This is a genomic window from Pseudomonas sp. DVZ6, assembly GCF_024259445.1.
Taxonomy (GTDB): domain Bacteria; phylum Pseudomonadota; class Gammaproteobacteria; order Pseudomonadales; family Pseudomonadaceae; genus Aquipseudomonas; species Aquipseudomonas peradeniyensis.
In genome coordinates, this window is the sequence record NZ_JANCLM010000009.1 from 15,984 (window position 1) to 28,505 (window position 12,522).

Annotated in this window: 14 protein-coding genes; 3 read left to right on the plus strand and 11 right to left on the minus strand. The window is 66.1% G+C overall.

The window, feature by feature from the left end; translation table 11 throughout:
• Positions 1-45: 45 nt before the first annotated feature.
• From phaC to gshB, 11 genes are all read right to left on the minus strand, one after another.
• Positions 46-1,725, minus strand: a complete 1,680-nt coding sequence (phaC, locus tag NMG10_RS07135; RefSeq protein ID WP_234561939.1) for a class II poly(R)-hydroxyalkanoic acid synthase — start codon at positions 1,723-1,725, stop codon at positions 46-48.
• 336 nt (positions 1,726-2,061) lie between these two features.
• The gene (locus NMG10_RS07140) at positions 2,062-2,439 is read right to left on the minus strand and encodes a gamma-butyrobetaine hydroxylase-like domain-containing protein (RefSeq protein ID WP_254464070.1); all 378 of its coding nucleotides are present in this window, start codon (positions 2,437-2,439) and stop codon (positions 2,062-2,064) included.
• Positions 2,440-2,614: 175 nt separating this feature from the next.
• Positions 2,615-3,958 (minus strand): ATP-dependent protease ATPase subunit HslU, encoded by a 1,344-nt coding sequence (gene hslU, locus NMG10_RS07145; RefSeq protein WP_110734717.1) that lies wholly within the window; start codon positions 3,956-3,958, stop codon positions 2,615-2,617.
• Between the two features lie 74 nt (positions 3,959-4,032).
• The gene (gene hslV / locus NMG10_RS07150) at positions 4,033-4,563 is read right to left on the minus strand and encodes an ATP-dependent protease subunit HslV (RefSeq protein WP_011536056.1); all 531 of its coding nucleotides are present in this window, start codon (positions 4,561-4,563) and stop codon (positions 4,033-4,035) included.
• Positions 4,564-4,819: 256 nt separating this feature from the next.
• The gene (locus tag NMG10_RS07155) at positions 4,820-6,091 is read right to left on the minus strand and encodes a dihydroorotase (RefSeq protein WP_232856273.1); all 1,272 of its coding nucleotides are present in this window, start codon (positions 6,089-6,091) and stop codon (positions 4,820-4,822) included.
• Positions 6,088-7,092, minus strand: a complete 1,005-nt coding sequence (locus NMG10_RS07160; protein WP_050707248.1) for an aspartate carbamoyltransferase catalytic subunit — start codon at positions 7,090-7,092, stop codon at positions 6,088-6,090. Before NMG10_RS07160 ends, NMG10_RS07155 begins: the two co-directional genes overlap by 4 nt.
• A gap of 12 nt (positions 7,093-7,104) precedes the next feature.
• Positions 7,105-7,623, minus strand: a complete 519-nt coding sequence (pyrR, locus tag NMG10_RS07165) for a bifunctional pyr operon transcriptional regulator/uracil phosphoribosyltransferase PyrR (protein WP_050707247.1) — start codon at positions 7,621-7,623, stop codon at positions 7,105-7,107.
• A gap of 51 nt (positions 7,624-7,674) precedes the next feature.
• Positions 7,675-8,100 (minus strand): Holliday junction resolvase RuvX, encoded by a 426-nt coding sequence (ruvX, locus tag NMG10_RS07170; RefSeq protein WP_110734721.1) that lies wholly within the window; start codon positions 8,098-8,100, stop codon positions 7,675-7,677.
• Positions 8,100-8,669: a YqgE/AlgH family protein gene (locus NMG10_RS07175; RefSeq protein ID WP_203648314.1), complete on the minus strand. Its 570-nt coding sequence runs from the start codon at positions 8,667-8,669 to the stop codon at positions 8,100-8,102. Before NMG10_RS07175 ends, ruvX begins: the two co-directional genes overlap by 1 nt.
• A 200-nt stretch (positions 8,670-8,869) precedes the next feature.
• Positions 8,870-9,769, minus strand: a complete 900-nt coding sequence (locus NMG10_RS07180) for an energy transducer TonB (protein ID WP_203648312.1) — start codon at positions 9,767-9,769, stop codon at positions 8,870-8,872.
• Between the two features lie 89 nt (positions 9,770-9,858).
• Positions 9,859-10,812 (minus strand): glutathione synthase, encoded by a 954-nt coding sequence (gshB, locus tag NMG10_RS07185; protein WP_254464071.1) that lies wholly within the window; start codon positions 10,810-10,812, stop codon positions 9,859-9,861.
• 340 nt (positions 10,813-11,152) lie between these two features.
• Between gshB and pilG the strand changes: the two genes are divergently transcribed.
• Genes pilG through NMG10_RS07200 form a run of 3 tightly spaced genes read left to right on the plus strand, consistent with a single transcriptional unit; the run spans position 11,153 to position 12,518 of the window.
• The gene (pilG, locus tag NMG10_RS07190; protein ID WP_110734729.1) at positions 11,153-11,554 is read left to right on the plus strand and encodes a twitching motility response regulator PilG; all 402 of its coding nucleotides are present in this window, start codon (positions 11,153-11,155) and stop codon (positions 11,552-11,554) included.
• 47 nt (positions 11,555-11,601) lie between these two features.
• A complete protein-coding gene (locus NMG10_RS07195) occupies positions 11,602-11,967 on the plus strand; it encodes a PleD family two-component system response regulator (RefSeq protein WP_203648308.1) in 366 nt (121 codons plus the stop codon).
• Complete coding sequence (locus NMG10_RS07200) at positions 11,964-12,518, plus strand: chemotaxis protein CheW (RefSeq protein ID WP_232856275.1); 555 nt, start codon at positions 11,964-11,966, stop codon at positions 12,516-12,518. The genes NMG10_RS07195 and NMG10_RS07200 overlap by 4 nt, the downstream gene beginning before the upstream one ends.
• The last annotated feature ends 4 nt before the right edge of the window (positions 12,519-12,522 follow it).

Below are 12,522 nucleotides of genomic sequence, written 5' to 3' on the forward strand. Positions count from 1 at the left end.
AGGTAGCGCCGCGATGCGCCGACAAGCCCATCGCGGCGGTTCGGTTCAACGCTCGTGCACGTATGTTCCCGGTGCGGCCTCGCCTGCGGTATAGGTGCGGTTACCCAGCTTTGTAGGCGCCTTCTTGAGTTCGCCGGCGCGCTCGCCCAGCCAGGCCTGCCAGTGCAGCCACCAGGAGTCGGCATGCTTGATGGCGTTGTCCTGCCAGGCCACCGGGTCGTCCGGGCGGTCCTCGCCGGTCATGAAGCGCGCCTTGGGGTTGCCCGGCGGGTTGAGGATGCTCTGGATATGGCCGCTGTTGGACAACACGAACTCGATCTTGCCGCCGAACAGGTGCGCCGAGCGGTAGCACGACTGCCATGGGGTGATGTGGTCGGCGGTGCCGGCGACGCTGTAGATGTCGCAGTCGACCTTCTTCAGGTCGATGGCGGTGCCGCATACCTCGAGGGCGTCGGAGCGGGTCAGCGGGTTGTTCTTGAACATTTCGATCAGGTCGCCGTGGAAGGCGGCCGGTAGGCGGGTGGTGTCGTTGTTCCAGAACAGGATGTCGAACACCGGCGGCTCGTTGCCGAGCAGGTAGTTGTTGACCCAGTAGTTCCAGATCAGGTCGTTGGGGCGCATCCAGGCGAACACCTTGGCCATGTCGCTGCCTTCGAGCACCCCGGCCTGGTAGGAGTGGCGCTTGGCCGCCTCCAGCGTTTGCTCGTCGACGAACAGCGCGACCTGGGTGTCGACGGTGGTGTCGAGCACGCTCACCAGCAGGGTGAGGGCGTTGACCTTCTTCTCGCCAAGCGCGGCGTAGTGGCCCACCAGCGCGGTGCAGGTGATGCCGCCGGAGCAGGCGCCGAGCATGTTCAGATCCTTGCTGCCGGTGATCGACAGCACCGCGTCGACCGCCTCCTTGAGCGCGTCGATGTAGGTCGACAGGCCCCACTCGCGCTGGGCCTTGGTCGGATTGCGCCAGCTGACGATGAAGGTCTGCTGCTGGGAACGCAGGCAAAAGCGCGCCAGGCTTTTTTCCGGACTCAGGTCGAACACGTAGAACTTGTTGATCTGTGGTGGCACCACCAGCAGCGGGCGGCTGTGCACCTGCTCGGTGATGGGGCTGTACTGGATGAGTTCCAGCACGTCGTTGCGGTACACCACCGAACCTTCGCTGGTGCCGAGGTTCTTGCCGACCTCGAAGGCCTCCATGTTCACCTGGCTGGGCATGCCGCCGTTGTTGACGATGTCCTTGGCCAGGTTGGACAACCCGTCGAGCAGGCTCTTGCCGCCGGTCTCGAAGAAGCGCTTGACCGCGGCGGGATTGGAGAGGGTGTTGGTGGGGGCCATGGCCTCGGTCACCAGGTTGATGACGAACTGCCCGCGGCTGATGTCCTGGGGCGACAGGTCGCTTTCGCCGATCCAGTCGTTGAGCTCCTTGCGCCAGGCCAGATAGGTCTGCAGGTAGCGGCGGTACAGGGGGTTTTTGCTCCACGCCGGGTCGGCGAAGCGACGGTCGTCGCCTTCGGGCTGCAGGGCCGACTTGCCCAGCAGCACGTTCTTCAGCTCCAGGCCGAAATGCGCCACGTGCTTGGCGCTGTGCAGGGGCTGGCGTACCGCCTGGCGCAGTACCGTGCGCGCCGATGTCAGCAGATCCTTGCGGCGAATGCCGATGACCGGGTTCAGCCCCAGGGTGTTTTCCGAGGCCTGCCGCTGCAACTCATCGTTGTTCTTGTTACTCATCTACGACGCTCCGTTGTCCTGAGACGAGTACCGGCGTGCTGTGACAGCCCGGTACTGCTACTCGGGTGACCAGTGATAAGGAACAGCGGTGCTGCGACCGGATGCGTGCCGATGATGAGCTGCGTGGGTTTCTGCGTGTGAAGACAACCTGCTTTCGCTCGCGACCTCTACATACCGGCCTGGCCCTGCCTGCCTTCTGGGCAATGCAGGGAACTTGCCAGCTCCATTGGTTACCCGACTTTCGTGTAATGCGCAAGACAGCCAATCTTTGGCAGTCATCAAGGCATTCAAGCAGATGAGATTAGAAAATGCGCTCTAAAGCTTGCGAGCCTTGAGCTAGAGCATCAATTTCACTACCGATTCGGACGGGTCGCGGGATTTGCCGGCCTTGTGCAATTCGTCGAGGTATTCGCTCCACAGCTGCTCCTGGCGCAGGCACAACTGCTCGAGGTACTCCCAGGTGAACAATCCGGAGTCATGGCCGTCGTCGAAGCTCAGTTTCAGTGCATATTGACCGGCCGGTTCCAGGCCGCTGAGGCCGACGTTGATCTTGCCGAACTGCAGGATGGGATTGCCGTGACCCTGGACCTCGGCGGAGGGGGAGTGCACGCGCAGGAATTCGGCGGGCAGCTGGTAGACCTCGCCGGGGGCGTAGGTGAGGGTGAGGGTCTTGGAGGCTTTGTGCAGGTTGATGGCGGTGGGGAGGCGGGCCATGGGTGGAATCTCTGGTGAGCTGATGGTGCAAGCTTCGGGAGATTCAGGAGATTGTGCAAGGGGGTTGCTTTGCAGCCCTTTCGCGGCACAAGGCCGCTCCTACAAGGAGAATGCAGTCCCCCCTGTAGGAGCGGCCTCGTGCCGCGAATGGGCCGCGCAGCGGCCCCATGCGGTCTTACAGGATGTAACGCGACAGGTCTTCGTTCTGCGCCAGCTCGCCCAGGTGGCTGTTCACGTAGGCGGCGTCGATGTGGATCGGCGTCTCGTCATGCGTGCTGGCCAGGTCGCCGGCGCTGAACGACACCTCTTCGAGCAGGCGCTCGAGCAGGGTGTGCAGGCGGCGGGCACCGATGTTCTCGGTCTTTTCGTTGACCTGGTAGGCGATCTCGGCCAGGCGCTTGATGCCGTCGGCGGCGAACTCGATGTTCAGGCCTTCGGTCTTGAGCAGGGCGCTGTATTGCTCGGTCAGCGAGGCGTGCGGCTCCTTGAGGATGCGCTCGAAGTCTTCCGGGGTCAGCGCCTTGAGCTCGACACGGATCGGCAGGCGGCCCTGCAGCTCGGGCACCAGGTCGCTCGGCTTGCTCAGGTGGAAGGCGCCGGAGGCGATGAACAGGATGTGGTCGGTCTTGACCATGCCCAGCTTGGTGTTGACGGTGCAGCCCTCGATCAGCGGCAGCAGGTCGCGCTGCACGCCTTCACGGGAGACATCGGCGCCGCCGACGTTGCCACGCTTGGCCACCTTGTCGATCTCGTCGATGAACACGATGCCGTGCTGCTCGACCGCTTCCAGGGCCTTGCCCTTGAGCTCTTCCTCGTTGACCAGGCGGCCGGCTTCCTCGTCGCGGACCATCTTCAGGGCGTCCTTGACCTTCAACTTGCGGCTCTTGCGCTTGCCCTTGCCCATGTTGGCGAACAGGCTCTGCAGCTGGTTGGTCATCTCTTCCATGCCGGGCGGCGCGGCGATCTCGACGCCCATGTTCTCGGCGACTTCGATCTCGATTTCCTTGTCGTCCAGCTGGCCTTCGCGCAGGCGCTTGCGGAACAGCTGGCGGGTGTTGGAATCGCTGCTGGACTGCTGGGCTTCCTCGCTGAAGCTGCTGACCCGCGCCTGCGGCAACAGGGCGTCGAGGATGCGATCTTCGGCGGCGTCCTCGGCGCGGTGGCGCACGCGGACGATTTCCTGCTCGCGGAGCATCTTCAGGGCGGCGTCGGCCAGATCGCGGATGATCGACTCGACATCACGGCCAACGTAGCCCACTTCGGTGAACTTGGTCGCTTCGACCTTGATGAACGGCGCGTTGGCCAGCTTGGCCAGGCGGCGGGCGATCTCGGTCTTGCCGACGCCGGTGGGGCCGATCATCAGGATGTTCTTGGGGGTCACTTCGGCACGCAGCTCGGCGGGGAGCTGCATGCGCCGCCAGCGGTTGCGCAGGGCAATGGCGACGGCGCGCTTGGCGTCGTCCTGGCCGATGATGTGGCGGTTGAGTTCGTGAACGATTTCGCGGGGGGTCATGGACATGATGAATGTGGTCCTCGAGCAGAGTGATCAGTGTGGAAAAGTCCCGCTGCGAGCGGGACGCCAAAACAACTGATTCACTCGGCCAGGTCCTGCTCCTCGATGGTCAGGTTGTGGTTGGTGAACACGCAGATGTCGCCGGCGATGTTCAGGGCGGCCTCGGTGATTTCACGGGCCGACAGGTCGGTCTTGTTCAGCAGCGCGCGGGCCGCGGCCTGGGCGTAGCCGCCACCGGAGCCCATGGCGATCAGGCCGTCCTCGGGCTCGACCACGTCACCGTTGCCGGTGATGATCAGGGAGGCGTCCTTGTTGGCCACGGCCAGCATGGCTTCCAGACGGCTGAGCGAGCGGTCGGTGCGCCATTCCTTGGCCAGCTCGACGGCGGCACGCACCAGGTGGCCGGAGTGTTTCTGCAGCTGGGCTTCGAAGCGCTCGAACAGGGTGAAGGCATCGGCGGTGGCACCGGCGAAGCCGGCGATGACCTGGCCGTTGTACAGGCGACGGACCTTCTTGGCGTTGCCTTTCATCACGGTGTTGCCGAGGGAAACCTGGCCGTCGCCGCCCATGACGACTTTGCCGTTACGGCGGACAGAAACGATGGTAGTCAAGGGAGAGTCTCCACGCAGCGGGGCGAAAATGCCTGATGCAGACTCATATGGGGGGAGGGGGGAAGGATTTCAACCACATTGGATGAATGGTTGCTCCTGGCTTCAGGTCGAGCCCGGTCGGTGTAGGAGCGGCCTTGCGCCGCGAAAGGGCCGCAGAGCGGCCCCGGCAATTTCTGTGTGGCCCGAAATCCCGGGGTCGCTGCGCGACCCTTTCGCGGCACAAGGCCGCTCCTACAGGAGGGCGAGTAAACCGTGGTCAGGCCTCGTGGCAGACGTGCCCGTCGACCAAGGTATAACGCACCGCGCCCGGCAGGCAGTGGCCGATGAACGGGCAGTTGGCGCCGCGAGAGAACCACTGCTCGCCAGCAACCGTGGACGCTTTTGGATCGAACAGCACCAGGTCCGCCGCGCCGCCCACCCTCAGTTCGCCGGCCGGCAGGCGCATGGCCGCCGCCGGGCCGCTGCTCAGGCGTGCCAGCAGGGTAGGCAGGTCGAGCAGGCCGTCCTCGACCAGGGTCATGGCCAGCGGCAGCAACAGCTCGACGCTGCTGATCCCCGGCTCGGTGGCACCGAACGGCGCCAGCTTGGCGTCGCGCTCGTGGGGCTGGTGATGGCTGGAGATCGCCTGGATCACCCCGGACTTCACCGCCTCGCGCAGGCCGTCGCGGTCGGCGGCGGTGCGCAGCGGCGGCTGCACGTGGTAGAGGCTTGAGAAGTCGCGCAGCGCCTCGTCGGTGAGGATCAGCTGGTACAGCGCCACGTCGGCGGTGACCGGCAGCCCCAGCGCCTGGGCCTGGGCGATCAGCCGGGCGCCGCGGGCGCTGGTGATCTGGGTGAAGTGGGCGCGTACGCCGGTCTGCTCGACCAGCAGCAGGTTGCGGGCCAGGGCCACGGTTTCGGCGGTTTCCGGGATGCCCGGCAGGCCGAGGAAGCTGGCCATCGGGCCTTCGTGGGCCAGGCCGCCTTGCGACAGGTCGCGGTCCTGGGAGTGGAACACCACGGTCAGGTCGAAGGTCGCCGCGTACTCCAGGGCACGGGCCAGGGTGCGGTTGTTGGGGATTTCCTTGAGGCCGTTGCCGAAGGCCACGCAACCGGTGTCGCGCAGGGCCACCAGTTCGGCCAGTTGCTCGCCTTCCAGGCCCTTGGTCAGGGCGCCGATCGGGTAGACCTTGCTGTTGGCGGCTTCGCGGGCGCGGTCGAGGATCAGTTCGGCGACCGCCGAAGTGTCCAGCACCGGCTTGGTCTGCGGCGGGCAGCACAGGCTGGTGACACCGCCGGCCACGGCGGCACGGGTTTCGCTGGCGATGTTGCCCTTGCGGCTGTAGCCCGGCTCGCGCAGGGAAACACCGAGGTCGACCAGGCCCGGGGCGGCCACCAGGCCGTCGGCCTGGATCGTGCGGCTGGCGCTGAAGCCGGCCGGCGCCGCGCCGATGGCGGCAATACGGCCGCCGTCCAGGTGCAGGTCGGTGATGCGGTCCAGGCCGCTGGCAGGATCAATGACCCGGGCGCCGATAATGCTGATGGTCACTGGGCGTTCTCCTGGTCGAATTGACGTTGCGCGTTCTGCCCGCTCATGGCCATGGACAGCACGGCCATGCGCACGGCGATGCCGTAGGTGACCTGGTTGAGGATCACCGAGTGCTGGCCGTCGGCCACTGCCGATTCGATCTCCACGCCGCGGTTGATCGGGCCCGGGTGCATGACGATGGCATCCGGCTTGGCACCGGCCAGGCGCGCGGTGGTCAGGCCGAACAGGCGGTAGAACTCGCCCTCGCTGGGCAGCAGGCCACCGGCCATGCGCTCGCGCTGCAGGCGCAGCATGATCACCACGTCGACGTCCTTGAGGCCTTCGGCGAGGTCGGTGTAGACCTTCACCCCGTACTGCTCGATACCGATCGGGATCAGCGTCTTCGGACCGATCACGCGGATGTCCGGGCAGCCCAGTGCCTTGAGCGCGAGCATGTCCGAGCGGGCCACCCGCGAGTGCAGGATGTCGCCGACGATGGCCACGGAGAGGTTTTCGAAACCACCCTTGTGCCGACGAATGGTGAGCATGTCGAGCATGCCCTGGGTGGGGTGGGCGTGGCGGCCGTCACCGCCGTTGATCACGGCTACGTCCGGGCACACATGCTCGGCGATGAAGTGGGCGGCGCCGGAGTCGGAGTGGCGCACGACGAACATGTCGGCGGCCATGGCCTCCAGGTTGCGCAGGGTGTCGAACAGGGTCTCGCCCTTGCTGGTCGAGGAGGTCGACACGTTCAGGCTGATCACGTCGGCCGACAGGCGCTGGGCGGCCAGTTCGAAGGTGGTGCGGGTACGGGTGGAGTTCTCGAAGAACACGTTGCACACGGTCTTGCCGCGCAGCAACGGGACTTTCTTCACGGCCCGGGCGCCGACTTCGAGGAAGGAGTCGGCGGTGTCGAGGATCTCGGTGAGCAGTTCGCGGGGCAAACCGTCGAGCGAGAGGAAGTGGCGCAGCTGGCCCTGGTCATTGAGCTGCAGCGGGCGCTTGGCGTCGAATGGCGTCATCGCGGGGGACTCTTAAAGGGCGGAAGCGGGAGCGAGGTCCTGGCGCTCGAGGGCGAGCGGCGTGGGTCCGGTCAATTTTACCCGTTCATGGGCCGCCAGGGACAGGGTGGCGCCGAGTACATTCGGGCGGATCGGCAATTCGCCGGCATCCAGGTCGAGCAGACAGGCCAAGGTCACGCTGGCCGGGCGGCCATAGTCGAACAGTTCGTTAAGGGCGGCGCGAATGGTGCGCCCGCTCATCAGCACGTCGTCCACCAGCACCAGATGCTGGCCTTCGATCTCGAACGGCAGCTCGGACGGGCGCACCTGCGGGTGCAGGCCGTTTTGGCTAAAGTCGTCGCGGTAGAAGGACACATCCAGGGTGCCCAGCGGGCCTTGGTCGCCCAGCTCGGCCTGCAGGGCCTGGGCCACCCACACGCCGCCGGTGCGGATGCCGATGAAGCGCGGCTCGCTGATGCCGCGGCGGGCCAGGTGGGCGCGAAGGTCGACGGCCATCTGCCGGATCAGGTCGGCGGGATTGGGTAGGCTCATTGCGTGCTCCTCGGAAGGCGGGCGCCGGCTCCAGCCGGCGGCAAAGCGGATTTAAGTGTTGGCCTCCAGCCAGCCTTGCAGCAGCAGGGCGGCGGCGATGGCGTCGACCGGGTTGTCGCGGTAGCTGCCATGGCGCCCGCTTCGGGCCATCTGCTCGCCCTTGGCCTCGAAGGTGGTCAGGCGTTCGTCGTGGGTGTGCACCGGCAGGTTGTAGCGACCGTGCAGGCGCCGGGCAAACTTCTCGGCGCGCTCGCTCATCTCGCTGGGCGTGCCGTCCATGTTCAGCGGCAGGCCGACGACGATGGCGTCGGGTTTCCATTCCTTGATCAGCTTCTCGACCTGGTTCCAGTCCGGCACGCCGTTCTGCGCCTTGAGCGTGCACAGTTCGCGGGCCTGGCCGGTGATCACCTGGCCGACGGCGACGCCGATCTGCCGGGTGCCGTAGTCGAAGCCCAGCAGCAGACGCAGTTCGGCCATCAGGCGTGGCCCGCCTGGCTGGTCAGCAAGCTGAGGTTGATCCCCAGGCTCGCGGCGGCGGCGCCCAGGCGCTGGTCGCTGGCCAGGCCGAAGATGATCTCGGGGTCGAAGGGGCAGTTGAGCCAGGCGTTATCGGCCAGCTCCGCCTCCAGCTGGCCGGCTTCCCAGCCCGCGTAGCCCAGGGTGATCAGGCTCTTGCGCGGGCCGTCGCCGGCGGCGATGGCGAACAGCACGTCCTGGGAGGTGGACAGCGACAGACCCTCCAGCTCGACCGTGGCCTGGTAGTTGCGGTCGTTGCTGTGCAGCACGAAACCGCGGTCGGTCTGCACCGGGCCGCCCTGGTAGATCGGAATGTGCAGGGTGCTGGCGGGCGGCTCGTCGTTCGGGCGCAACTGCTCGAGGATGTCGGCCAGGTTCAGCTCCTGCGGGCGGTTGACCACCAGGCCCATGGCGCCGTGGGCATTGTGCTCGACGATGTAGGTGAGGGTCTGGGCAAAGTTCGGATCGGCCATGTGCGGCATGGCGATCAGGAACTGGTGCTTGAGGTAGCTGGGGGCGAGGGTCTTCATGTCCGCTAGTGTGGCGCCAGGTGGCGGGGCTGGCAAGGTGCGCGAGTGGCTGTCGGTGCCCCTTGTAGGAGCGGCCTTGTGCCGCGAAAGGGCTGCGTAGCGGCCCCAAGGATCTTGGCCTCGTGCAGAATCGCCGGGGCTGCTGTGCAGCCCTTTCGCGGTACAAGGCCGCTCCTACAGGGGCCAAGCAAGCCTTGCCGTTAGTTGCTCGACAGCTTGTCCCCGCGGGCAAAGCGCCAGGTGCGGATGATCTCCAGGCGGTCGAATTCCGCCAGGTCGCCGGTGAACGGCGCGAACGGCGCCGCCAGGCGCACGATGCGCTGGGCCGCCTGGTCCAGCACCGGCTGGCCCGAGGACTCCAGCACCAGCACTTCGTACAGCGAGCCATCGCGGTTGATCGATACCATCATTCGCAGACTGCCATACATCTGCTGGCGTCGGGCTTCCTCGGGGTAGTTGAGGTTGCCGATGCGCTCGACCTTCTTGCGCCACTCTTCCTTGTACCAGGCGCCCTTGTCGCGCAGGGTTGAGGCGGCGTTCAGGCGATGGATGCGCGGGCGCTTGGCATACAGTTGCTGTTCATGGGACAGCTCGGCCTCGAGGCTGGCGATCTGGCTCGACAGCTGCGAGCTGTCGAAGTCCGGCACCTTGGCTTCGGGTTTGGGCTGCGGCTTGCTTTCCTTCGGCTTGGGCTCGACCTTCTGGGTTTTCGGCGCCTGGGTGGCGACCACGGACTTCGCCGGTGCGGGCGGGGTTTCCGGTTTCGCGGCCGGTGGCGGGGTGATCTTGTTGATCTTGCTGTCCTGGAACGGCGCGACCTCGGTGGTCTTGGGCACCGCCTTTTTATCCAGGGTGCCGCTGCCCTGCTGGTTGTCCTGGGCCTGGAAGTCGGCCTTCTCGGGCGCTTTTTCGCTCTTGAAGGTGGCCAGGGTGATGTCCATGGTGTGACGGATATCAGCCGGTTTGACCACGGTGAAACCCACGCCCAGGATCAGCGCCAGGTGCACCAGGGCAGCCAGGAACAGGGTGAAGCCGAGCCGGTCCACCGGGCGAACGCGGGGTGGCAGCAGGTCGGCGGGGATGTCGGCGGGCAGCGTCATCAGGTATCCAGCAACCGCGAAACAGGGCGCAGGTCAGCGAAAAGGACCGGCATCATACCCCACTCCGCGGGTTTGCCACGTGTCGGCGGTCAGCGCGCCTGCAACTGGCGATCAATGGCGTCCATCAAGCGGCCGCCGATATCGGTGTTGTAGGCCGCGTCGATCTCGCGAATGCAGGTCGGGCTGGTGACGTTGATTTCGGTGAGGTAGTCGCCGATCACGTCCAGGCCGACGAACAGCAGGCCCTTTTCGCGCAGGGTCGGGCCGACCTGGGCGGCGATCCAGCGGTCGCGCTCGCTCAACGGCCGGGCTTCGCCGCGTCCGCCGGCGGCCAGGTTGCCGCGGGTCTCGCCGCTGGCCGGGATGCGCGCCAGGCAGTAGTCCACCGGCTCGCCGTCGATCATCAGGATGCGCTTGTCGCCGTCCTTGATCGCCGGCAGGTAGGCCTGGGCCATGATCTGCTGGGCGCCGAGCGCGGTCAGGGTCTCGAGGATCACCGACAGGTTGGGGTCGCCGGCCCGGTGGCGGAAGATCGAGGTGCCGCCCATGCCGTCGAGCGGCTTGAGGATCACATCGCCATGCTCGGCGGCGAAGGCGCGGATGATGTCCGGGCGGCGGCTGACCAGGGTCGGCGGCGTGCACTGCGGGAACAGCGTGGCGAACAGTTTCTCGTTGCAGTCACGCAGGCTCTGCGGGCGGTTGACCACCAGGACGCCTTCGGCCTCGGCCTGTTCCAGCAGGTAGGTGCTGTAGACGAACTCCATGTCGAAGGGCGGGTCCTTGCGCATCAGGATCACGTCCAGCTCGGCCAGGGGGCTGTCCTGCTCCTCGTCCAGCTCGAACCAGCGGGCCGGGTCGGCGAACACCTTGAGCGGACGCATCCGCGCGCGGGCCTTGCCCTGGGCCTGGTACAGATCGCGCTGTTCCATGTAGAGCAGGCTCCAGCCGCGGGCCTGGGCAGCCAGCAGCATGGCCAGCGAGCTGTCCTTTTTGTAGGAGATGGACGCGATGGGGTCCATGACAATCCCGAGGCGAACGCTCATGGGGTAGTTCCTCTTGGCGGCCGGTGGCCGCGATGGCACGAAAGAAAAGTGGCTCAGGGTGGCGCCGGGCGCGCCCACGGTCAAGGGGCGGGCGGATGGAATGGCCTCCGGGAGTGTGCTAAAAAGGCCGGACAAGTGGTCTGTGTTGGCCTCCAGCCTGGCCGTACCTCCAAGAGCTGGGGCTGCTGCGCAGCCCATCGCGACACAAGGCCGCTCCCACAGGGTTCGGCGTCGGATGGCTGCTCAGCGCAACGCATGGACAGGTGGGAGCGGCCTTGTGTCGCGATGGGGCGCGAAGCGGCCCCAGGATTTCGGCCCCGGCAGCGATGGTAGTGCGACTATGGAACAACCCCTGAAGGTGATGGTGATCGACGACTCCCGCACGATCCGCCGCACCGCGCAGATGTTGCTCGGCGAGGCCGGCTGCGAGGTGATCACCGCCAGTGACGGCTTCGACGCCCTGGCCAAGATCGTCGACCACAAGCCCCGGATCATCTTCGTCGATGTGCTGATGCCGCGCCTGGACGGTTACCAGACCTGCGCCATCATCAAGCACAACAACGCCTTCAAGGACACCCCGGTGATCCTGCTCTCTTCCCGCGATGGCCTGTTCGACAAGGCCCGCGGCCGGGTGGTCGGCTCCGACCAGTTCCTGACCAAACCGTTCAGCAAGGAAGAACTGCTCGACGCGATCCGTGCCAGCGTGCCCGGTTTCGCCGCGCAGGACCCAAACGCACCCTGACGCCGCCTTCACCGGACGGCGTCTCTATTTCCTGATGGGGAAACAGCATGGCCCGAATTCTGATTGTCGATGATTCGCCGACAGAGATGTATCGATTGACCGAATGGCTCGAAAAACACGGCCACCAGGTGCTCAAGGCCAGCAACGGTGCCGACGGCGTGGCCCTGGCTCGCCAGGAGAAGCCCGACGCAGTGCTGATGGATATCGTCATGCCTGGCATGAACGGTTTTCAGGCCACCCGCCAGCTGAGCAAGGACCCGGAAACCAGCGCCATCCCCGTGGTGGTGGTGACCACCAAAGATCAGGAAACTGACCGTATCTGGGCCACCCGCCAGGGCGCCCGGGACTTCCTCACCAAACCGGTGGAAGAAGACGCCCTGATCGCCAAGCTGCAAGAAGTACTCGGCGCTTGACCACCCGCCCCCAGGGCGCGTCGCTGACCGCCTTCGAGCTGTTGCTGGACATCGACCGGCGCTGCCGTCTGCTGGTGGCCGACCAGCCACCGCAGGACATCCGCCTGCAGCAGTGGAGTGGCATCGGCTTTCGCATCGCTGGGCAATGGTTCGTCGCGCCCATGGGCGAGGTCGCCGAGGTGCTGCGCGAGCCCCGCAGCAGCCGGGTGCCGGGCGTGCAGCCCTGGGTCCGCGGGGTGGCCAACCTGCGTGGGCGACTGTTGCCGGTGATGGACCTGTGCGCGTTTTTCGGCCTTGGCCCGGCGGCGGCGGGCAAGCAACGGCGGGTGCTGGTGCTCGATCACGAGGAGTTGTTCGCCGGACTGCTGGTGGACGAGGTGGTGGGTCTGCAGCACTTCGCCCTGAGCAGCCTCGAGCTGTCGCCGCCGCAGCCATTGATTCGCGCGGCCGCACCCTTCGTGCAGGGCCATTTCCCCCGTGAACGCAATTGGGCGATCTTCAGCCCGTTCGCCCTGGCCCAGGCCCCGGGTTTTCTCGATGTGGCGTTGTAGAGGA